Annotated in this window: 19 protein-coding genes; 14 read left to right on the top strand and 5 right to left on the bottom strand. The window is 63.7% G+C overall.

Going from position 1 to position 22598, the window contains the following annotated elements:
• Positions 1-99: 99 nt before the first annotated feature.
• Positions 100-2217, bottom strand: a complete 2118-nt coding sequence (locus I41_RS24225) for an efflux RND transporter periplasmic adaptor subunit (protein WP_168207130.1) — start codon at positions 2215-2217, stop codon at positions 100-102.
• 505 nt (positions 2218-2722) lie between these two features.
• Here I41_RS24225 and infA point away from each other — a divergent pair.
• The 13 genes from infA to I41_RS24165 all read left to right on the top strand — a co-directional run bounded on the left by infA (position 2723) and on the right by I41_RS24165 (position 16134).
• A complete protein-coding gene (gene infA / locus I41_RS24220) occupies positions 2723-2947 on the top strand; it encodes a translation initiation factor IF-1 (protein WP_145435601.1) in 225 nt (74 codons plus the stop codon).
• 227 nt (positions 2948-3174) lie between these two features.
• Positions 3175-4863 (top strand): hypothetical protein, encoded by a 1689-nt coding sequence (locus I41_RS24215; protein ID WP_145435600.1) that lies wholly within the window; start codon positions 3175-3177, stop codon positions 4861-4863.
• A gap of 120 nt (positions 4864-4983) precedes the next feature.
• Complete coding sequence (gene lysA, locus I41_RS24210) at positions 4984-6276, top strand: diaminopimelate decarboxylase (RefSeq protein WP_145435599.1); 1293 nt, start codon at positions 4984-4986, stop codon at positions 6274-6276.
• 117 nt (positions 6277-6393) lie between these two features.
• On the top strand, positions 6394-6591 hold the full coding sequence (locus I41_RS24205; protein WP_145435598.1) for a hypothetical protein: 198 nt from the start codon (positions 6394-6396) through the stop codon (positions 6589-6591).
• Positions 6592-6718: 127 nt separating this feature from the next.
• Positions 6719-7543 (top strand): lysophospholipid acyltransferase family protein, encoded by an 825-nt coding sequence (locus I41_RS24200; RefSeq protein WP_145435597.1) that lies wholly within the window; start codon positions 6719-6721, stop codon positions 7541-7543.
• Between the two features lie 175 nt (positions 7544-7718).
• Positions 7719-7931, top strand: coding sequence for a hypothetical protein (locus tag I41_RS24195; RefSeq protein ID WP_145435596.1), 213 nt, complete (start codon positions 7719-7721; stop codon positions 7929-7931).
• 426 nt (positions 7932-8357) lie between these two features.
• On the top strand, positions 8358-8909 hold the full coding sequence (locus tag I41_RS24190; protein ID WP_168207129.1) for a sigma-70 family RNA polymerase sigma factor: 552 nt from the start codon (positions 8358-8360) through the stop codon (positions 8907-8909).
• A gap of 11 nt (positions 8910-8920) precedes the next feature.
• Positions 8921-9025, top strand: a complete 105-nt coding sequence (locus tag I41_RS27840) for a zf-HC2 domain-containing protein (RefSeq protein ID WP_210421059.1) — start codon at positions 8921-8923, stop codon at positions 9023-9025.
• A 21-nt stretch (positions 9026-9046) separates the two neighbouring features.
• On the top strand, positions 9047-10789 hold the full coding sequence (locus tag I41_RS24185) for a LamG-like jellyroll fold domain-containing protein (protein ID WP_145435594.1): 1743 nt from the start codon (positions 9047-9049) through the stop codon (positions 10787-10789).
• A gap of 145 nt (positions 10790-10934) precedes the next feature.
• The gene (locus I41_RS24180) at positions 10935-12323 is read left to right on the top strand and encodes a hypothetical protein (protein ID WP_145435593.1); all 1389 of its coding nucleotides are present in this window, start codon (positions 10935-10937) and stop codon (positions 12321-12323) included.
• Positions 12324-12550: 227 nt separating this feature from the next.
• Complete coding sequence (locus tag I41_RS24175; protein WP_168207128.1) at positions 12551-13654, top strand: DUF1559 family PulG-like putative transporter; 1104 nt, start codon at positions 12551-12553, stop codon at positions 13652-13654.
• A 207-nt stretch (positions 13655-13861) separates the two neighbouring features.
• Positions 13862-14896 (top strand): hypothetical protein, encoded by a 1035-nt coding sequence (locus I41_RS24170; protein WP_145435591.1) that lies wholly within the window; start codon positions 13862-13864, stop codon positions 14894-14896.
• Positions 14897-15087: 191 nt separating this feature from the next.
• Positions 15088-16134 carry a hypothetical protein gene (locus I41_RS24165; RefSeq protein WP_145435590.1) on the top strand — a complete coding sequence of 349 codons (1047 nt, stop codon included), beginning with the start codon at positions 15088-15090 and terminating at the stop codon, positions 16132-16134.
• A gap of 44 nt (positions 16135-16178) precedes the next feature.
• On the opposite strand, the gene I41_RS24160 is transcribed toward I41_RS24165, so the two are convergent.
• The 4 genes from I41_RS24160 to I41_RS24145 all read right to left on the bottom strand — a co-directional run bounded on the left by I41_RS24160 (position 16179) and on the right by I41_RS24145 (position 20721).
• Positions 16179-16727: a hypothetical protein gene (locus tag I41_RS24160; protein ID WP_145435589.1), complete on the bottom strand. Its 549-nt coding sequence runs from the start codon at positions 16725-16727 to the stop codon at positions 16179-16181.
• 86 nt (positions 16728-16813) lie between these two features.
• Entirely contained in the window at positions 16814-18583 is a 1770-nt protein-coding gene (locus I41_RS24155; RefSeq protein ID WP_145435588.1) for an efflux transporter outer membrane subunit, read from the bottom strand.
• A gap of 517 nt (positions 18584-19100) precedes the next feature.
• On the bottom strand, positions 19101-19709 hold the full coding sequence (locus tag I41_RS24150) for a hypothetical protein (RefSeq protein ID WP_145435587.1): 609 nt from the start codon (positions 19707-19709) through the stop codon (positions 19101-19103).
• A 67-nt stretch (positions 19710-19776) separates the two neighbouring features.
• A complete protein-coding gene (locus I41_RS24145; RefSeq protein ID WP_210421058.1) occupies positions 19777-20721 on the bottom strand; it encodes a GNAT family N-acetyltransferase in 945 nt (314 codons plus the stop codon).
• Positions 20722-21188: 467 nt separating this feature from the next.
• Between I41_RS24145 and I41_RS24140 the strand changes: the two genes are divergently transcribed.
• On the top strand, positions 21189-22418 hold the full coding sequence (locus I41_RS24140) for a class I SAM-dependent methyltransferase (RefSeq protein ID WP_246133743.1): 1230 nt from the start codon (positions 21189-21191) through the stop codon (positions 22416-22418).
• Positions 22419-22598 lie beyond the last annotated feature (180 nt).

Raw genomic sequence — 22598 nt, 5'->3', positions numbered from 1 at the left:
AGCGTACCGAAGTGAAATGACAAAGCTCGAATGACGAATGAAATGCGTCGTTGCCGCGCTCATTCGTCATTCGGATTTCTTCATTCGTCATTTCTCGAACTACATCCTGAACAAAATGCGCGATTGAATAAATTCCCACAGCTCATGGAACAGCACGTACCCGATCGGCTTGCGGCCGCAGTCGATCTTGGCTTTCACGTCGGCGCCAACTTTTAGGTCTTGTTTCAGCGCCGCGATCGCCGCGTCGGTCGCGGCGGCGCCGTCGACGAGTTTGGCGAGCTCCTTCTGGTCGAAGGCCACCCGCATCCTAACGGTATTCCCCTCTTCGCCGCTGGTTTCCGCGCTGGGGGCGATCTGGACCACGCGGCCCTGGAGCTTGTCTTCCGAGTCGGGATTGGTCGCCAGGATGAACGTCACTGGCAGTTCGGCGCTGGGGTCGGTGGCGCGAAGTTCGACCTGTCGTCGGCGAACGTGCCCCATCTTGGCCTCCGGGAGCTCGATTTCGAGTTCCCAGTTTTTGGTGGGGTCGGCGATCTCCATGATCTGCGTGCCCGTCGTCACCGGTCGGTCCCGGAGAGTTTCCTGCACCTTCCAGCCGACCACCTTGCCGTTGATGGGACTTGTGATCTTCAAGCGCTCTTCTTGTTCGTGCAGGATCTCAAACTGCTCCTGCAGCGTTGCGGCCTTGGTCTCCAGCTGGTTCATCTCGCTTTGGATGTCGAGAATGTCGGCCTCGGGCGTACGGGCCGGATCGAGCGATCCCTGCTTCGCTTTGGCGGCGAGATATGCTTGCTGGTTCGTGGCGATCTCGCCCATCAGTTGCGCCCGCTGGTCCTCCAGCGGCGAACTACGCTGCACGGCGAGAACCTCATCCTTCGCGACGGTTTGGCCTTCGCGGACCGGTACGTCAATGATACGGCCATCGACCGCGGCGAACACATTGCGGCGAGTTTCGGGCTGCAGTTTGCCGTCGGCCGTCACCGTGAAGTCCCACGGCACGAGCCACATGGCAATCACGGCGGCGGTAAGCGCGATGGCGGCGAGAATCGTTTTCGGCAGGTTGCGCGCCGTCACCAGCACGCGGCTCTTGCCAATGAACCGCCAGACCGGCAGCAGGAACAGCCCTTCGTGCGACTGCGCGTTGGTGAGCGCCGTCGAACTGTGGCGGCGCACGACATCGACGCGCTGCATCAATCCGTCGGGCGCGCGACTGTCAACGAGCTGTTCGATCACGATCGCGCCGAGCATATTCTCGCGCTTGCGGTCGCGGGTCTTGTCGTCGGCGTGGGGATCGTGCTCGCGCAAGGGGAGCACGGCGATTTGCTTGGTGTGCGATTCGTCAACGTATTCGTTGACCGCTTTCTCCACCTGCGGAGCGAGGTTTTGCGTGTCGCCGGTGTACCAGAGGTCTTCGCCGCTGCGGATGACGACCGTCGCCAGGTTGCGCAGCATTCGCACGACGTTCGAGCGCTTGTCGAACGTGTCCTGCCCGCTGATGGCCTCGACGGCATACGAACCACCCTTGCGGAGAATGACCGTCACGCGGTCGCAACCGATCAGGCGGCGACCTTCGTTGGCGATCGTGAAGGCGGTCTGCCGCGAATCGAGCCGCGTGTGCACAGACGCCGTGAAATTCTCCAACTGCTCCCACAGCGACTGCTTCGTGACAAAATGACGCAGCCGCCGGGTCTTGAGGTACTCGCCGGCGATCTCGCACATCTGCACGAGAAAACGGAGGTAGCCGCGCTGCGTGGTCGGGCGCGCCCCGACGCGCTGAAAGATTTCGACGAGCCCGTCGACGCCGCGGTCGGTGCGGATCGGCGCGACTACGAGCAAGTATTCGGTCGGATTGGCCGCCCCTTCGTCTTCGGGGCCATCGCCGGCGCCCGAATGGGGGGGGATGATCACCGGCTCGCCCCGCTTGGCGATGTTCCCCAGCAGCTTGGCGTGCTGCATCTGCGCGGTTTGGCTGGCCGCGAGCCCTGTCTGCTGCAGATTCACCTGGTACTGCAGTTTGAAGGGTTGGTTCTCTTCCAGCGTCCAGACGACGCCGCCGATGGCCGCCAGAGCCGAGATCGATTTTTCCAGCAGGGCGGCGAAAAACTCGGTTTCGTCGATTTCGCTCTTCGAGAGGACGACCACTTCCTGAACGAGCGACTGAATCTCCTGCTTCGCGCGATTGACGGCATCGTCATCTGGTTGGGATGCGCTGCTCACGTGTTCGGGAGTCCGAGTGCTCATAAAGTAGGAAGAGCCATTCAGCGTCGGGCCGTGCTGGCGCCCGCGACGGGGTCCAATTCACCAATTCTCTCGCCGCGCCGGCTAACGGTCAAATTGTTGGCGGACAAGGACTTGGAGGCAATTTGCGTTGACCTTGCCGGGGTTTTCGCGGGCTCGATCCCGGCCGGGACTAAGCTCCAATTTCGGAAGAAACAGACCCGTTGCCCGCACTTTCGGCAAGATCAATCCAATCGGGGCGAAGAAGTCGCAATAGCGGCTGGGCCGCTGAGCACCATGCCGCGTTGGCGGCGTTGCGGCCGCCGGAGCCCATTCGAACGCGAAATAGGCGCTAACCCAGGCCGAAACAACGCTGGCCGCCAGTTGGACGGGGGGTTCCTGAATGCTAGGATTGTCGGATGTGCCGATTTACAAGGTTCGCCGCGGGCGCGCCTGTGGTTGGGCGGCGAGTGGCGTTCCTTAGGCAAGAGAGACAAGCGTTTTTATGTCAAAACAAAAAGAAGAGGCCCTTGAGGTTGAGGGGGTCGTGACCCAGGCGCTGGCCAACACGCGGTTTCGCGTGGAAATCGACGGCGGGCATCAGGTCACCGCCCACGTTGCCGGGCGGATGCGGAAGAACTTCATCCGCATCGTCCCGGGAGACAAAGTTCGCGTCGAACTCTCGCCTTACGATCTGACCAAGGGCCGCATCACGTTCCGCGAACGTTAGGCCGACCTGGGCGCTAAAGGGGCGCCACGCCAGCGGCCACCGAAGGCGCGTCCGCCTCGCGCCACTCTCGGCGTCATCATCCATCGTCTACTAGCCTGAGGGCCATGCCCTCGGGAACCTGCCGTCGGCACTTTGCCCCCACGGCATGCAACGCCTATCTTCTACGACAATCGCCTGCTGCCTCGGCGCCCTGTCGCCTACCACTCTTTCCTGTATGGAGATCTCAGGTGCGAACTCACCTCACTCGTTGGATGGCCGCCTGCGGCCTTGTGGTCGCCGTTCTGACGGCGCCGTTTGCCGTCGCTCAATCCGCCGGCGAAGCCAAGCCGGTCGCCGTCGTCGCATTCGCCGGATACGACGAACTGATGAAGGACCTGAACTTCGTCGGTGAGTTGGGCGACCATAAGGGCGCCTCCGACATGATCGAGCAGTTCGTCCAAATGTTCACGCAGGGCAAGGGGCTGGCCGGCTTCGATAAGACCAAGCCGATTGGCGCGATCATTCAGACCGACGGCCAAATGCCGAGCGGCGCCATCTGCCTGCCGGTCAGCGATGTCAACGCGCTGCTCGACGTGGCCAAAGGCTTCGGCGTGACCGTCACCGACATGGGCGACGGCGTGTCGCAGATCCGCACGCCGCAGGGCGCCGGCGCGTTCCTGAAGAAGAGCGGCAACTGGGCCCTGCTGAGCATGGCCCCGACGATGTTCGAAGGCCTGCCCGAAGATCCCGCCGATGCGTTCGCCCCGTTGGTCAAGCAGTACGACGTCGCGGTCAACGTGCTGGTGAAGAACCTTCCCGAAGCGTACCGCCAGCAAGCGATCGACGCGATGTCGCAAGGCGCGCAAGCTCGCGGCGCCAAGGAGTCCGATGAAGAGTATGCTGCCCGGCAGAAGGCGTTCGAGGCTCAACTCGCTCAGATGAAGGAATTCATCAACGATCTCGATGCCGTGACCGTCGGCGTGAAGGTCGACAACGACAAGCACAACGCCGTGTTCGACTTCGTCTACACGGCCCTCCCCGGCACGAAGCTGGCCAAGCAAATTGCCGACAACAGCAAAGTGACCACCAACTTCGCCGGTTTCTCGAAGCCCGAAGCGGCGATGAACGTGACCTTTGCCTCGGCGACCAGCGGAGCCGACGTGTCGCAAGTTCAGCAGATGATCGAAACGGCCCGCGCCAAGGGGAACGCCGCGATCGAGAAGACGAGCAAGATTGAAGAGGGCTCGAAGGCAAAGGCCAAGGAAGCCCTGGAAGACTTCCTCACCGCGTTCCAGAAGACCCTGGAAGGGGGCGTCACCGACGGCGGCGCTTCGCTCGAGCTGGGCGACAACTCGATGAGCTTTGTCGCCGGCGCTTACGTGGTCGACTCGGCGAAAGTCCTGGAAGGCATCAAGAAGTACGCTGAACTCGAAACCACAGATTTGCCGAAGGTGGAACTCGATGCCGAAACCATCGGCGACGTGAAATTCCACAACGTCACCTACAAGATTCCGGCGGACGATGAGAAGGCGAAGAAGCTGCTGACCGAGAATGGCGAGATGATCGTCGGCGTCGGGAAGAATGCGGTCTACTTCGCGATGGGCGCCGACCCGGTGGCCGCGGTGAAGGCTGCGATTGCCGCCTCGGCCAAGTCGCCCAAGAAGGCGATCATGCCGTTTGAAATGACGATCGGCCTGCAGCAGGCGCTGGAGTTCGCCAAGTCGGTCGCCGAGGAAGACCAGAAGCCGCTGATTGAAAATCTGTCCGAGGCCGTCAGCTCGGCGAGCTCGGGCAGCGATCACATCCGCCTGGTCGGCGAGCCGGTGAAGAACGGCATTCGGACCCGCCTGGAATTGCAAGAAGGCGTGCTCAAGGCGATCGGCAAGGGCGCCAGCCAGGCTCGCATGCAGGGCGCGGGAGCGCCGGCGGGGTTCTAAGGACTGTTGAATTTGCTGCGTTTCGATTACGTTTGAGGGCGGCGGTCGCACGGGCGACCGCCGCCTTTTTTCGTTGACTGATTCACCCCGAGCGTCGTCTCGCCACTGACGAGTTCCCCCATGATCGCCGCCGCTACGCTGTTTCCGCTGATCGTCACCGAAATCGCCGGCCAACCGGTCGCGGCGCTCGCCCAGAAGTTCGGTACGCCGCTCTTCGTCTACGACGCGGCGATCGTCGCCGAGCGGGTCGCCGACCTGGCTGCCTTCGACGTCGTCCGTTACGCCCAGAAGGCATTGTCGAATCTGGCGATTCTCGACGTCGTCCGCCGCGCGGGCGCCTGCGTCGACGCCGTGAGCGCCGGCGAAATCCAACGTGCGCTAGCCGCCGGTTTTCGGCCCGGCTTCCACGAACCGCCGCAGATCGTCTACACCGCCGACATCTTCGATCGCGAAGCGCTCGAGATGGTCGCCAAGCACGAGATCCCGGTCAACTGCGGTTCGCCTGACATGATCGATCAGTACGGCGCCGTCTGCCCGGGCCGCGGCATCACGCTGCGGATCAATCCCGGCTTCGGGCATGGGCACAGCCAGAAGACCAATACCGGCGGGCAGCAGTCGAAGCATGGCATCTGGCATACGCAGCTCGCCGAATGCGTCGAGCGCGCGAAGCGCAACAAGCTCTCAATCGCCGGGCTCCACATGCACATCGGCTCTGGGACCGACATGGAGCATCTCAGCCAAGTCTGCGGCGCCATGGAAGCGGCGGCCCTGTCGGTCGGCGCTTCGATTCACTCGATCAGCGCCGGCGGCGGCTTGCCCACGCCGTATCGCGAAGGCGACAAGAAAGTCGACATTGCCGCCTACTATGAACTGTGGAACGGCGTGCGCGAACGACTGGCCGCGGCGTTTGGTCATCCGGTCAGTCTTGAGATCGAGCCGGGCCGCTATCTCTCGGCCGAGTGCGGCAGCCTGATCGCCGAGATCCGCGCCGTGAAGAAGATGGGCGACAATCTGTTCTATGTGGTCGACGCCGGCTTCAACAATCTCGCCCGACCGATCCTCTACGGGGCCTATCACCCGATGGCGGTCGCCTACAACGAGAATCCCGCCGAGTCGCCGCGGCCCCGGCAGCAGGCGCTGCAGCAGGTGATCGTCGGCGGGCCGCTCTGCGAATCGGGCGACATCTTCACTCAGGAAGATGGCGGCTACGTTCGCGGCCGCGAGCTTCCGGTCGCCGCCGTGGGCGATTACATCGTCATCGGCGTCGCCGGGGCGTACGGCGCCGTCATGGGGAGCAACTACAACAGCAAGCCGCTCGCCGCCGAGGTGCTGATCGAAAAGGGCCAGGTCCACTTGGTTCGTGAGCGCCAAACGTTTGCCGACATGATCCGCGGCGAACACATTCCCCGGTAAGCCCCGCGCGAACGAGAGCTGGTCGTTTGCCTGAATCGTACCGGCCGCTGGGAGAGAGGTCGGCTCGTGCGGTACAATGCAAGCCGCGCGACCATTCTCATTTCGGAGCAACGTCCCATGGCCTGCACCCATCTGCAACAACTATATGACCTGTGCCGCGAGCACGAGATCAAACTCGGCGGGTCCGACTTGATTCACCTCGTTTGCGAGCAATGCGGCAAGCAGGAGGTTTGCCCGTCGATGCTGGTCGATCATCGCGGCAGCGAGGCTGATGACTTGCCTGCGTCGGCGATGGACGACACGATGCGGCCGTAAGTCGGTTCGGCCGGTCGAACCGTCGCACGAATCGCCAGTGGCGTCGCGCGCCGGACTTCGCGATAATTGGGCCGTGGCAGTCTGCTCGCACGACTGTGCCTCCGTCCCCGCATGCCGGCCCACGTTGATGTCCCAAGTCGCCGCCTCACCGAAATCGCCGCTCGACAACGGTCTCGCGATCGTCAACGGTGCGTACCAGACGCCGCCCGGCAAAGCCTCGGCGATCAGCCGTACCTTCCCTTCGACGCTTTTCTATCCGCGGCTGTACGGCAACATTTTCCGAGCCAGCGCCATCGCGCGCCGCGGCCAGTACGACGACCAGGCGTGGATCGACACTAGCGCCGGCATTCTGCGCGCGCTCGAAGACGTCGGCTTCCAGTTTGACGTGACCGGGCTCGATCACATCGCGCGGCTTGAAGGGCCCTGCTTGATTGTCGGCAATCACATGAGCAGCCTGGAAACCGGCGTGCTGCCGGCGCTCGTCCGACCGCTCAAGCCGGTGACGTTCGTGGTGAAGCAAGCGCTCTTGGACTATCCAGTCTTCAAGCATGTGATGCGCGCCCGCAAGCCGATCGCCGTGACGCAGACCAATCCGCGACTTGATCTCAAGACGATGCTCGCCGACGGCGCCGAATGTTTGACCCAAGGGACGTCGATCATCGTCTTCCCGCAGGGCGCCAGGCGGGCGACGTTCGATCCGGCCCAGTTCAACACGATTGGCGTGAAGCTGGCGCAGCGATCGAACGTGCCAATTATCCCGCTGGCGCTGCTGACCGACGCCTGGCCCCTGGGCTGGCCAGTGAGCGACTTTGGCCGCCTCGATCCCAGCCGCCCCGTGCGGTTTGCCTTCGGCGAGCCGATGATGGTCGAGGGCAAAGGAACCGCGGCCAATGCCGCCCTCATCGAATTCATTCAGTCGCACCTCCGCGAGTGGGGCGTCAAGAATTCTTAATGCCCCCCCAAACGGCGGGGTGAGCTATGCTTTCCGCGGCGGCGGCGCGCCGTCGCGAATCGAGGTATTCGCTGACAAGCCTGTAACATGCGACCTCGGCGGACGCTTTCCGCGTAAAGAGGTTGCCGCTTTCGGCTCTCCACCTCCCATCCAGGCAATGTTTGGAGTTCGTATCATGCTTCGAAAACTGATCCTCGGCTTGTTTGTCGTCGCCGCGACGGCAGGGCTCGCTCAAACCAGCTCGGCATACCCCATTAGCAAGAACAATCCTTACCGCAGCTTCAACATCAGCGGCATCAACTACGGTTCGATGAACTGGGAACGCACGCACGGCCAGCGCTCCGCGAGTCGCAGCGTCCGCACCGGCGGCTTCTTCCGCGGCCGCTAACGGCCTTCTCTATCAACGACGCCCTTTAGCGGGGATGCACACCGGCGCATCCCCGCTGTCTTTTGCTGCGCGTCATTCCGCGCTTGCCGCGGCGCCGACCCTTGCTGGCAGCGGCCGCGACGCGCTCGATCGCGACCCTGCGATTTGCCGCAACTCGGCCTTCGCCCCTTGTGGGACGCCAGCCGATCGGTTGAAGTTGATTGCGTCGCGGCAGCGGTCCCGCCTGTTGCGCCGGCAGCCGCGCCCCACGGACAGATTCTGCCAGTTCCCGCCTCGCGCAATCCCTTACAGCGCAACAGCTTAGCGGCCCAACGGCCAATGCCGCCGGAAAATTCGCGTAAGGTTTTGCCGCTCCGTGTGAATTTCTAATAGCGGCACTTTTTCACCGGTTTCTCGCGGGACGGAATTCGTCCCTCCCAGGCAATGATGGACGACGCGACAGCCATCTCGACGGCGCAGGCACGGCAACTGAGCGTGCTCTGGACGAAGGCGTACCCAATCGTCTCGACGTATTTCCGCGCCTCGTTATGCGATTTCCATCAGGCCGAAGACCTGCTGCAAGAGACGGCTGCGGCCGCCGCCGAGAAGTTCACCACTTATGATCCGTCGCGGTCGTTTACGGCCTGGGTGCTCGGCGTAGCTCGCTACAAGCTGCTGCAGCATCACCGCACGCACGCCAACGACCGGCACGTCTTCGACGAGGACGCGATTCTAAAACTGGCCGACGTGTATGCCGAGATGGAGTCGGAAATCTCTTCGATGCACACGGCGCTCGAGAACTGCATCGAGCGCGTCGACGGCCGGCCGCGAAAACTGCTCGAAATGCGCTACGTCCGCGAAATGACGCCGCGGAAGATCGCGGCCACCACCGGCATGAACTCCAACGCGGTGTCGGTGATGCTGCATCGAGTTCGCCGGGCGCTCCGCGAGTGCATCGAGCGCCAAGTCGCCGCGCGATCCAGCGCCAAACCCATCTAGGAATGCGATCGATGCGCGACTACGCCGAGCTCCTGAGCGCCTACTTCGACGAGAGTCTCACTCCCGCCGAAGCGGCCCAGCTGCGCGCGTGGCTCATGGCGGACGAAGCGAACTAACGCACCTTCGTCCGCGAGTCGGTGATCCACAGCCGCCTGCGCGACGTCCTGCTGCAACACGACATGCGGAGCCTGGTGTTCGACGAGGCCTTCGTCGACACCGTCGACCCGCGGCACATCGCGAGTCTGCTGGACGAGGAAGAGGCGAAGGCCGCGCGTCGCGCCGAAGAGCTTGCAGCGCAGATGCGGCGCAAAGCTCTCGCCGTGGCGCGACAAGCCGACTTGCTCGACTCGAAAAGACGGCGCAGCGAACACTCGCGATCCTCCGTAGCGCTCGTTTATGCCTGCGTCGCCGCGACGGCCGCGTTGCTCGTGGTCGCGTTCCGCACGTTTGCTCCGCCGCCGGTTCCTGAACCGGCCTCCGTCCCAGCGGCGCCGATCGTGGCCCAAGTCCCCGCGCCGGCTCCTGTCCCCGCGCCGGCTCCTGCCATTGCGCCGGCGCCCGTGATCGCCGAAATCGTCAACGCATTCGATGCAAAGTTGCGCCGTCTCGATGAATCGCTGCCGGTCGGGGCCAAGCTGCCGCCCGGATCGTTGGTCTTCGACCAAGGCGTGGCGGAAGCCCGATTCGCCTCGGGCGTAACGATCGTCATCGAAGGACCGTCGGAAGTCGATTTGCTGACGACGGACCGCGCCAAACTTGTTCGGGGCAAGGGAGTCGTTCGCGTTCCGCCCCAGGCCGTCGGCTTCACGCTGCAATCGGACGCGGCCGCGTTCGTCGATCTTGGGACCGAGTTTGCCGTCGAGGTCGACCAGCCAGGTCGGGCGAGCATTCATGTTCTCGATGGCGAAGTCGCCTTTGTCGCGGAGCAGGGGGGCGCTCCCAGCCGTACCTTGCAACGGGGCGCCGCGACGCAGGTGAACCGCGACGGGACGACCAGCGATGTTGAATTCGACGGGGCGAAGTTCGTTCGGCGAGTGCCGGCGTCCGCTTATGAACTGGCAGTTCTCCGGAGCGAGCCGCTCGCCTACTGGCGATTGAATCAGGGCGATCCCGGAGATCAGTTGACGAGCGAAGGTCGACTCGCCTTGCCCTCGTTCGTCAAGTCGGGCATGGCGACGGCCGACAATCGCGGCGAACGCTCGGGCGGCAATGGCCCCAATGACGCCGTCCGTTTTCAAGGCGAGCATGACGGCATCGAGATTCCCGGCGATCCTGCGCTGGGCATGGCGTCGAACTGCACCTACGAGGCGTGGGTCTGCCCCGCGAGGGCCGTTGGACCTCAACGGATTTTCTCGACGTTCGACCGTCCGCACAGCGGCATGGCGTTCGGGGTCGTCGACGGACGGTGGTACAAGATGCCCAACGATGAGTTGAAAGTTCACCTGACCTTGTATGGAAAGTATGACTGCGTCTCGGCGACTCCGGTGGCGGAAGGGGAGTGGATCCACGTGGCCGCCGCGGTCGACGCCGCCGGCACGCCCGCGTTGTACGTCAACGGCGAGCCGGTCGGTCAGCGATTTCGACCGCTGGACGCGGCCGAGGGCGACGCGGTCGAGTGGGTCGCGGACAAAGAGACCCCTGTCGGCGTTTCCACGGGCGGCCGCGCTCGCATCGGCCGCAATCCCCCTGGCGCGCAGAACGAAATCGCGCGCGAATGCTGGCAGGGCGCGATCAGCAACGTCGCCGTCTACGACCGCGTCCTGGATGCGGCGGAAATCCGCCGGCACTTTGACGCGACCAACGACAAGCAGACCGATCACGGCAGCCAATCACGAACGAAGTCGCCGGACGGAGCGCGAGAATCGAAAACGACCAAGTGAAAGCGCTGGGGGCAGCCGTTGCGCGACGCCGCCTTGTTGGTGCGCGTCGCGCGACGGCGTTAGCGCGACTTGAGCAAGACGATCAGTTTTTTCAACAGGCTCTGCTTCAGAGAAACCAATTGCAACACTTTGAGAGGGGAAAATCATGAGACACCTGTGGACCGCCGTCGCCGCGGCAAGCGTCGCGGCCTGCACCTGCTCCGCGCACGGAGCCAAGAACGTTCTCACCGTCGGCGATCCGATCCTGGCGATCGATCGCGACGTGGTGAATCTCACCAGCATCTATCCGGCGAACGAAGGCCCGTTGAAGGCCATCGACAATCTCTACTTGCCCTCCTCGCCTCAGACGAGCACGAAGTATCTGAACTTCGGTCGCTTCAATACCGGTTTCATCGTGCAGCCGAGCTTCGGTTCGTCGACGATTCAGAGCTTTCGGATCAACACCGCCAACGACAATGAAGCGCGTGATCCGGCGACCTACGAGCTGTACGGCTCGAACGACGATCTTTCCAGCCCGGACAATAGCACGGGGTCTGCGGAAAATTGGTCGCTCATCAGTTCCGGCGCGCTCAGCTTGCCGGCGGCGCGTCGTAGCACGGGCCCCGTCGTTTCCATTGCCAACGCATCGGCTTACAAATCGTACCGCATGGTCTTTCCGACGCTGAAGGTTCCCAACGCCGCGACGGCGATGCAGATCGGCGACGTCGAGTTCTTCCAAAGCTCCGACGGCACGGGGACGAACGTGCTGTACAGCCCCGACGGATTGGAAGACATTCGCGCCATTCAGTTGCCGACTCCGCCGAGGAGCGAGTCGATTTCGCCCGTCGCCCAAGAGTCGTTTGCCGCGATTGACGGCAACGTCAACACCAAGTACCTCAATGTCGGGATTAACAACACCGGTTTCATCGTCACGCCGTCGCGCGGCCCTGAGGCGGTTAATGCCTTTCAGATCACGACGGCTAACGACGCCGAGGGACGCGACCCGACGAAGTACGAAATCTACGGCACGAACGACCCCATTGGCAGCACCGCCCACAGCGACGGCATCGCCGAGACATGGACGTTGATTTCTTCGGGCGACTTAACGCTGCCGACGGCTCGTTTGACTGCCGACGAGGTGGTGACGTTTTCGAACGTCACGGCGTACGCCTCCTACAAGGTGATCTTCCCGGAAATCAAAGGCCCGGCGGCGACCACCGTCCCGCCCGCAGCCGGAACGATCACGTCGATGCAGATTGCCGACATCCAGTTTTACGCCGACGGGACCGACCTGGCCGGCGACTTCAACGGCGACGGCTCGGTCGACAACGACGACCTCGCGATTTGGAAGACGCAGTTCGGCTACGCCGGCGTCGGAATCAACGCCGACGCCGACGCCTCGGGTCGCGTCGACGGCGCCGACCTTCTGGCTTGGCAGCGCGGCTTCACGGCGACTCCGGCGCCCGTCGCCGGCGTTCCCGAGCCGGCCGGCTTTGCCCTGGCGGGCGCCGCCCTGGCGGCGATCGCGATCCGCCGTCGCCGCGGCAATGCGTGAACGTTTCGATCTAAAGCGGAGGAGGGGAGCGTCGGCCGCTCGCGGCGGCTTCCCTCTTCCGCATGATTTTCGAACCCAACTTCCGTCTGCCGTCGCGCGGCGCTCCCGGCGCTGCGCGACGGCAAGCGGGGACCCAGCCGTCGTCTGAAGCAGCGTCTGTCGATCATTGGCCCGTTCGATCCGCCGCCTCCCCAGGGCGGCGATCGCCGCAAGAGAAGAGCAAGAGCATGGTTATCGTCCCGGAACAACATTCGTGCGCGCATCGTTTCAATTTCCGTCGAGGTTTTACGCTCGTCGAACTGCTGGTCGTCATTGCCATCATTGGCGTTTTGGTAGCGCTGCTGCTACCGGCGGTCCAGGCGGCCCGCGAAGCGGCGCGACGCACCACCTGCATCAATCAAGTCAAGCAGCTGATGTTAGCGATGCAGAATCACGTTGACGCCAAGAAGGCGTTTCCCAGCGGCGGAAGTCGTCCTTGGCCGTACGTCGAGCAGTACGTCAACGGCGGCGCCCCGAACGGCCCCGCCAACCAAGGCCTGAGTTGGGCGTTTCAGATTCTTCCCTATCTCGAGCAAGGGGCGATTCACAATATTCGCTCGACGCCACAACTGACCCAGGCGCAGCTTCCGTTCTACAACTGTCCCTCGTGTCGCACTTCCGCCCGCAACCCCGAAACGGGGGCCGTGCTGATCGACTACGCCGCCGCCGTCCCGGGCCGGCCTCGCGGCAGTTTTGCAAACGCCGCGAGTTTTGACACCGGCCTCAAGACGATTGCCAGCGCCGACGACACCACGTTTTGCGAATGGCGGGAGTTCTGGGGTTATAAGAACAAACCTCGCAGCGACGGCGACATGCCAGCCAATGTCGCTGGGAACGCGGGGTACGTCGGATTCATGGGCGTCATCGTGCGCGGCAATCTCTGGGTCACGGGAAACGAAGCCAATGGGCAACGAATTACCACTGGATTCTACGAACCAATCACCTTCGCCAAGATCACCGATGGTTCGAGCAACACCATGGTCCTCGGAGAAAAATGGCTCATTCCAAGTCAATATGAGCAATGGTTATGGCACGATGACCGCGGCTGGTCCGATGGCTGGGATCCCGACACGCTTCGTTCGACGGTATGCAGTTTTCGCCCGGACGCGGAACTCGTGCTGAATAACGACGTCGAAAAGGACGTCGCGGGCCACCGCTTTGGCTCCGCACACGCCGCGGGCATGAACGCAGGATTCGCCGATTCGTCGGTGCGGTTCATCTCGTTTGACGTCGGTCTGGAGACGCTCAACCAGATGGCGCACCGCTCGGACGGAGAACTAATCAGCCAGTAGCGAATTGGCAGTCGCCGGCAGGTAGGTCGTTGCAGGCTCGCACACGATGCGGCAATCCGTAGGACGCGGCGCCATGCTGGCGCCGCGAGGTAATTTTGCCATTGCCTGCCGACCCCCGCCTTGAAAAAATCCTCCGCTCGCCCCTTCCAGGATGACTTCCTGAAGCGGCGACCTTGTTTCGGAACAGGTACGCGCGGAGCGATATTGATGAGGCTTCTCCAGGTACTCACGGCCGCGACGCCGCTGACGCTCGCCTCGGCGTCTGCCTGCGCCGCCACGCTCCACGTCGAGTATCACGCCGGCCCCACCACCGCCAACAGCACTCCCGCGAAGGTCTGGAGTCCCGAACTCTGGGGCTGGCTCGATCTCCACGCCGGCGCCATCGGCCCGGCCGGAGCCGGCGTCGTCAACAGCGGCGGCTCCGGCCTCAATGCTTGGCGCGTCGCCGATCAATCGTCGTCGTCGCCTAATCCGATTTATGTGGCCGATTTTCTCCCGCAAGACCTGACGCGCGTCGCCGCGGAAGGTTGGCGGATGCGCAGCGTCATTCGCTACGTCGACGACTTCGGCGGCGAACGAAACCTAGGCATGTCCGCGTTCCTCGGCGGCCGGGCTTACCATATGATGCTCGACCTCACAACGACGGGCGATTTGCGCGCGACGCTTTACGACGAGACGCCGCGCACCTTCCAACTCACGACGGGGGGCGCCGGCGCGGCCGCGTTCCATCGCTTTCAGTTCCTCAACGTCCCCAATTCCGCCGCCGTGGCGTTCGCCGTCGACGGCGTCGTTCGCGATCAGACTTGGGACGGAATTCCGCTCGCCGGCCACGCCAGCAACGTTCAGTGGGGCAACAGCGATCAGGCGCTCTCGGGCCGCGGGATTGCCGACTATCAGGAGGCGACCTTCGAGATTGGCCCCTTTACCGAAGCGGTCGGCGATTTCGACGGCAACGGCACGACCGACGGCAACGACTATCTTTGGTGGCAGCGCGACGCTGGACGTACGCTCGACCAGATTGCCGACGCCAACGGAGACGGCCGCGTCGACGCGATCGATCTAGCCATCTGGCGCAGCAATTTTGGAGCGGTCTCCAGCGCCGGCGGGGGAGCGACGCAACTCATTCCGGAGCCCGCCGCGGGCGCCTGGCTGGCAGCCTTCGTCCCCTGGTTTGCCCGTCGGAAGTCACGCACCGGATCAGGCTGCGGGACGCCGCATGGGAAGGGCGCAACGCTCTGCTAACGCTTTCGCTAGCGATAATCCTCGCCCGCGGCAACGTTTTCGCTCGGCGACGGAATGCTTTCCCGCTCCTGGAGATTATCCTAGGATAGAAGGCTCAGGGCGGCGTCGCTACTTATCGGTCCCCTCCAGACCGCGGCGCAGGAGCTTCCTCGATCTCAACCAGTCCAGCTTCATCCGCCGCCAGTCGCCTCATGCCGCGTTCACCGATCTCCCTGATTCGCCTCGCGATCGGCGCTCTCTTTGTCGCGGCGTGTTCACCATCGGCCCGCGCGCTAACGATCATCGACCACTTCGTCGCCGCCGGCGAGGAGTTGGCGGGCATCGGCCTTGCCGGCGATGCCCCCCAGCAGTTCAACGGCGCCGGATCGCTGCCAAGCGTCTTTCGCGCTGCCGCCAATCACTGGGAACGCGCCATCCGCGACGACTTCACCGTCACCGTCAACTATGGCTGGTTTGCGACGGCGCCAATCACTCCCATCGCCTTCCATCAGGGCGTCGCCGAAGCCGGCACGCCCGAGCGGCAGATCGAGGGGAGCATCGCCTTCAGCAACGACGGCCTCTTGCCCTTCTACCTCGATCCTTCCCCGGCGGACAATTTTGAGTTTGGTCCGCTGGTCGTCGCGCAGTCCGACTTCGGCGCGGGGCCGATCAACATCCTTCGCGAGTTGGCGCCAGTCGACGCCGCCGCCGTGGGCAGCATCGATTTGCTCTCGACCGCGATTCACGAACTAGGCCATGCGCTGGGACTGGTCGGCTGGCCCTTCTACAACGACGAGATTGCCGACGGCGCGATCAACGTGGTGATTGCCGGATTCGAGGGGACGACGATTCCCGTGATGGGCACGCACCTTACCGTCAACGGGCCGGCGATGTCGGGCTTCGCGCGCCCGCTTGGCTCGCGTCGACTGATCACCGATCTCGACGTTCTCGCCGTCAGTCAGGTGAGCCAGTTCAGTCAGTTCCTCACGCCGCCCGGGTCCGATTTCAACGGCGACTGGCAGGTCGACTCCAGCGATCTGGTCAACTGGATCGCGGCCCTCGACGGCGGGACCAAGGCCGACGCCAACCTCGACGGGGCGTCCGACGGGGCCGACTTCATGCTGTGGCAGCAACAATTCGGCTGGACCGCGCCCAAAACGTCCACAACCGTTCCTGAACCGGCATTGCTTGGCGTCGTGATTGGCCTCGCGCCGCTGGGGTACGCCTGCCGGGAGCGTCGCACGCGCTGGCCCAAGTAGCAGCGACTCCGCGCGTCGGCGCTTGGCGACCGCAGCCGATCCGACTAGTGGACGACGCACGGCCCGCGCGGCGGGTATGGCGCGTAGATCGGGCATGGCTCCGTCTGGCGCGCGGGCGCCCGCGGCCCGCACAACGGCTGTGGCAGGGGGCAAGGATAGGGCTTGGGGCAGTAGTCGTCGCAGACGCACTCGTAGCACGGGTTGGGGCAGGGCATCGGCTTGGGGCAGTAGTCGTCGCAGACGCACTCGTAGCACGGATTGGGGCAGGGCATCGGCTTCGGACAGTAGGGCGCGCAGAGGCAAAGGTAGTGCGGCGTGAATGGCGCCGGACGACCCATCGCGGCTTTCGGCGCCGCCGCCGCTGCCACAGGCGTGGGCGCGGCCTCCGCCACGGGCTCCTCGCTGGCCGCCGTCATGACGACTAACGTCGTCCTCGGCTGCCGCAGACCGCTCGGAGCCTTGCTGGTCGTCGCCGGTTGCCGCAGCACGATCGGCTCATCCCCGCAAGCGTCGCTGCCGCCGCCGACGCCCAGCGCCGCTAGCGACAGCGCCATCGCCGTCAGTCGGAATCTCAAACTCGATGCGATGGTCATGTTCTCAGCCTGCGTGACCCGGCAACCCACTCGCGAATCATTTGCTCCGACCGCTTCATTGCGACATTCAGACGCCTCGCCGCGTCTCACTTCACTTCCGGCAAGTCCTTCTGTCCGTCGAACTCCTCCGGCAGCGTGATTTCCGGCGTCGGCTCAAACGCGGGATCTGGCGCCAAGCCCGGGATGTTCCCTTCTTCATCGTCCCCTTCGGCGGGCGCCGTTTCAGCGGCTTCAGGGGCTTCCGGACCTGCCGCTTCTTCCGCGACTTCCGGCCCTGCCTGCACCTCTTCCACAGGCGGCAACTCCACCAGCGTCGCCGGACCTTGCAGGCGAATCTGCCAGCCGCCGCCCAGCGCCCGGTTGATCTCGACCAGGCTGCGGGCCACGGTTCCCTGCGCCACGGCCAGCGCATCTTGTTGCTGGACGAGGAAGAGTTCCGCGACGAACACGCGGCCGAAGTCCGCCTGACCTCCTTGGTACAACTCGTTCACCAGGTCGCGCGACTCGGCTGCCGCCGCGGCGCCCGTCTCCAAGATGCGCACCTGCTCTTGCGACTGTAGGAATCGGATGATCGCATCCTCGGCCTCGCGGTTGGCATCAAGCACCGTCTGTTGATACAGCGACACCTGCTGCATGAACCGGGCCTCTTCAGCTGCCACCAAGTTGCGGATGCGGCCGTAGTTGAATATGTTCCATTGGAACGACGGACCGACGTTGCCGCCGGTGGCGTTAGAGAGGAACAAGTTGTCAAACTGGCTGGCACGGACGAAGATCTGGCCGGTGATCGAGAACGCCGGGTAAAGGTCCGACTCGGCGACGCCAATTAGCGCGCTCTGTTGAGCCACCAACCGCTCCTGGCGGCGGACGTCGGGGCGGCGACGAATCAAGTCGGCCGGGATGCCCAACACCACTTCCGGCGCCGCCGTCGGTATCGGCCGAATGCCGCCGTTGCCGGCCAGCAGCGCTCGAATGTCCTGTGGCGGCATTCCCATCAGCGTGCAGAGCCGGTTCTCGGCCACCCGCAGGTCGGCTTCGAATTGCGGGATCGTCGACTCGGTTTGGGCGACGTTCGTCACGGCTTGCGCGACGTCCAACTGGCTCGATACGCCTGCTTCTTTCTTATCCTCGGCCAGACGGAGCGATCCCGACTGGTTCTGCACGTTCTGGCGCGCGTAACGCAATCGCTGCTCCAGCGTCCGCACGTCGACGTAAGCTGACGCCACGTCGGCGATTAGAATCACCAGCACGTCGTCGTAATCTTCGATCGTTGCATCGAGCTGGGCGTCGGCCGCTTCGATCGATCGACGGAACCGGCCCCAGAAATCGAGTTCCCATTGGAACTGGGTCCCCAGCGTCCAAACGCTAAATTCGCGCGGCACGCCCGCTCCTCCGCCGCCGCCGCCGACGAAGCCTACCTGCTCGCTCAACAGGTTGCGGCTATAGCCGCCAAAACCCGTTTGCGACTGCGGGAACAGATTGCCGCGAGCGTAAGCATCGAGCGCACGGGCTTCCATCACGCGGAAGCCGGCCTGCCGCAGCGTGAGGTTCTGCTGCGACGCCGTTTGAATCAGTTCGCTAAGAATCGGATCGTTAAACGTCTGCCACCAGGCCCAGTTGTTCTGCGGCTGGCTGATCACCCGCGCATCCGCGTAGTCGATCCAGTGCTCGGCGATCGGCGCCGCCGGCTTGCGGTAGTTCGGGCCGACCTTCAAGCCGTTCTGAATGTACTCTTTCGGACTGGTCATGCAGCCAGCCGCCAGCATCAGCAGCGACAGGCCCGAGCCTGCGGCAAGTCGCCGCCAACTGGGGCGCCGGTCGAGGCCGGCAACTAGCGCCGAAGCGCGTCGAGCATCCATCGAAACATACCCCTGCGGTCCGGGTCGTACGGGTGATACTCGACATATCGGCCGCCCCGATTGGCCCGGCGCAGCGGGAAACGGTCGTATCGATCGACCCGTTGAGGCCGCGTCGCGAAGAACCGGCACAACCCGACGACCTTGCCAACGCCCGGGAGGAATAGGCCGACTTTCCGGACGAGCGCGTCCGGCGGTTCGGATGCTAGCGGTTAGACGAGGCGACTTGCCACCGAAAGTCCAGCAGCGGCCACGGGTTTACCTTGCCGGGGGCGTGTCGCTGCCAATCTCTCTAACGACGCCGTTCACAGACGGCGGCGTCCCCTATTGCGAACCGTGAACTCGCTCGCGACTCTCGCCCGCCGCCACATTTCCCGCCCCCTTACTCCCGCTGGAATGTGGCGTTCCGTCGGCGTCCAAACGAATCCGTTAGCCGCGACGCGCCAGCAGAGCGAGCGACGCCCTTCGACTTCTTTGCGCATGCGCACCTTTGCGTGAGACGAATTCCCCGTCCCCCAAGTCACCGACAAAGGTGCTTCACTTCCCCGCGCAAATCCATCAAGAAGCAGTGCGAACGCAGGCCCCGCCATGCCCGCACGCGCCGCTCCGCTTCCCACGGATCGTGGTGGTCCTTGCCCTTCTTCAGCGCCTTCTCCGCCTCGCGCAGCTGTCGCTGGCCGAACTCGGCGATCTCGTCGGCAAACGCAAACGCCTGCTCGCGGTGGTGCATTTCCTCCAGCGCCTGCTCCGCCTGATCGTCGCCATAGGCGAAGTTATGCGTCGGGTGAAACTGCTCGTACGCCCCGCAGTCGCGGTGCTCCATGATGAAAATGTCTTTGATGTTCCGCTGCAGGTCGTTGATCGCCACGTCGAGGTGATGGAAGAAGACGTCCTTCCACGACGAGCGGCGCCCCTTGCTCCCCTCCTCGTACGGCGGGCTGCTGCAATGCATCACCCCGAGCGACGCGCCCGCGAACGCCAATTGGTCGTATCGGTTCGCCAGGTTGTATTCGTTCATGAACGCCACGGTGTTGTCGAGCAACCGCAAGTCCATGCAAGTGAGCAACAACACCTGCTTCCGCGGCGTCGGCAAGTCGCTGACGAGGTTGTGCGTGTATTGAAACGTCACCAAGCATCTCCAAAAAAAGCCGTTAGCCGCGACGCGCCAGCGGAGCGAGCGCACCCGCCACGCCCCATCACCCCAACTCAAACGACGTCACCCCGAACAGCTTCGCCAAATCGACCACCGGCGGGTCGCCAGTATACATCCGCGCCGTCTCAAACGCTGGCGTCATCCCCAGCTCCGCCGCGAACCGTGGCGCCGCGGCGTTCGCCTCCGGCACGTCGAGAAACAACGTCGCCCCCGCGCCCGCGTGCTTCGCCGCCGCCTCGTAGAGCCGCCGCGCCGTCGACGGATCGTCGGCAGCGAGCGGTCCCATCTTCCAACCTTCGCGGCAGCGGCGCACCACAACGTAGCCCTGCAGCCGCCCGCCGTTGACCGCCGCAAACCCGCCGGCGTCCGGTTGCTCGAGCCACGTCTTCAAGAACGCGTCGCGCGGCGCGGGAAAGATCGCCCGATCGTAAGTTGCCACTGCCGCCAACGGCATGGTGCTTGCCGCGACGACGCCCGGCGGCAACTCGCTCTCCTCGGCGTCTTCGCCGACGCGCCCCTGGTAGCGAACATTCCGATACGCCAGGCGAAACCCCGATCTCGCATAGTTCGCTTGCTGCGCCACGACGCCGTCGAGCCCCACGTTCCGGCCCGCGAGCCGCTCCATCGCGGCTCGCCACAGCTGGATGCCAAATCCTCGCCCACGAAACTCGGGCCGGACGATGTACAGCCCGATGAACCCGAACTCGCTCCCGTACTTCACCGCCGAAATGCACCCGATCGGTTCGCCAGCAAGCTCGCCGACCAGAAAGCCGCCAGGATCCGCCGCGTAAAAGCAGACCGCGTCGTGCAGGCCTGGGTTCCACCCCTCTCGCGCCGCCCACTCCAGCGCTAGCGGCAGTTCGTCGCCGCTCATTGCGCGAATGCGGAACTCATCAATATCTTTTGACGCGGCAGTAGCAGGGTGTTGGTTGACGGGCATCATCACCGCATCATACCCGCTGACTGCCCCTCCCTTCAGGTCAGTCAATCGCTGGAATTCCAAATCAATTGATGCCGGCGCTAGTGCGCTGCGTCTCTCTCCGCGCCTCCGCGTCTCTGCGAGAAACTTCCCTTAAGCGGCCGAGAAATCTGCAAACTTTCCTACAGAAATTGGCCACCGACACTGCTAGGTTGAGTCGGCCAGTACTGAACAAACGTACCAATCGAGTTCCGCCCGTGGCCGCAACAGTTATGTCACCGCCAACGCGACAAATCCAACGGCAACGCCCGCCAGAACTTACGCCACAAACTGGCTGGTTTTGTCACGGCGAATCAACTTCGACGTGCGGACGATTCAATTCCCCCACCAGCGCTACTCAAAATGAGATTCGCCGTCTCAGACTGGATCGATTTCATGAGCCAACGACCTGCACGCCGGCGCCTCTGGCATCCCAATGGCTGAAAACGACGGGAAAACGCCGTCGCGGTTGGCATTCACACGCGCTGGCACGCAACGTGCAAATCCCGTTAACCACGATCGCCCGCTCGCCTGCCGGCAACGATCGCACGATGTCGAGAAGACAAGAGTTGAAAGGATTTCCCATGGCGGCTGCCGATACCATCGTCGAACGAGACCCGCAGATAGCGCCCGATTACTCCCGCGAGGAGCAGGACGGCGTACAGAAGATTGAAGCCTTCGCGGAGCGGATGCTCGGTCTGTTCAACGACTCCGCCCTGACGCTGATGGTTTCCATCGGCCATCGCACCGGACTGTTCGACGTGCTCGCCGACCTCGACCCGTCGACCAGCGAGGAGATTGCCGAGGCGTCTGGTCTCAACGAGCGCTACATCCGCGAGTGGCTCGGCGCGATGACCACCGGCGGCATCGTCCAGCACAATCCCAATTCACATCGATACTGGTTGCCCGCTGAACGGGCGGCCTTGCTGACCAGGGCCGCGAGCCCCAATAACCTCGCTTCCGTGTCACAATGGTTCGCGGTCCTGGGCAGCGTTGAAGACCGAGTGGTCGAGGCGTTCCGCCACGGCAAGGGCGTCCCCTACTCGGCCTACGGTCGTTTCCATGAGGTGATGGCTGAGGAAAGCGGTCAAACCGTCGTCGCGGCGTTGGAGGAACACATACTGCCCCTCGTGCCGGGACTGATCGACAAGTTGGAGCAAGGAATCGACGTCGTCGACGTTGGCTGCGGTCGCGGCAAGGCGCTGCTGTACCTCGCCGAGCGCTTCCCGCGCAGCCGCTTCACCGGCATCGATTTCAGCTCGGAGGCGATGCAGGCGGCGACCGCCGAGGTAGCCGAGCGTGGACTGGAGAACCTTGAGTTTGAGTGTCGCGATGCGGCCAAGTGGGATGCTCGCGAGGAGTTCGATCTGGTGCTGGCGTTCGACGCGATCCACGATCAACCCGCCCCGGCCCGCGTGCTGGAGAACATCCGTCGGGCTGTTCGTCCCGATGGCGTCTTCCTGATGCAAGACATCGCCGCGGCGAGTTGCGTCCACGGCAATATGAATCACCCCGTCGGCCCGTTCATCTACACGATTTCCTGCATGCACTGCATGAGCGTGTCGCTCGCCGGCGGCGGCCCCGGCCTCGGCGCCGCCTGGGGCAAAGAGCTCGCGCTGCAAATGCTCAGCGACGCCGGCTTCGGCGACGTCCGCGTCGAGCAACTGCCGCACGACATTATCAACTACTACTACGTCGTCACCCCCTCCCTTGAAGGCAGGGGCTAGGGGGATTCCCGAGCTACCTAAACATCTCCCCAACTGATTCCAGTTCACTAACTCACTTACTCACATACTCACGTACAACCCCAGTGGAGACCCTCTCTGGCGCCGATGTGGATTCTGGACACCATTGATTGATAAGCATCCTGCGCATCCTCCAGGGGGGCGCAACATCGGCGTCAGAGA

The organism is Lacipirellula limnantheis (genome assembly GCF_007746075.1).
In the GTDB taxonomy this organism is placed as follows: Bacteria; Planctomycetota; Planctomycetia; order Pirellulales; family Lacipirellulaceae; genus Lacipirellula; species Lacipirellula limnantheis.
The sequence above is the reverse complement of the archived record's forward strand: the minus strand, read 5'-3'. Positions and strand labels throughout refer to the sequence as shown.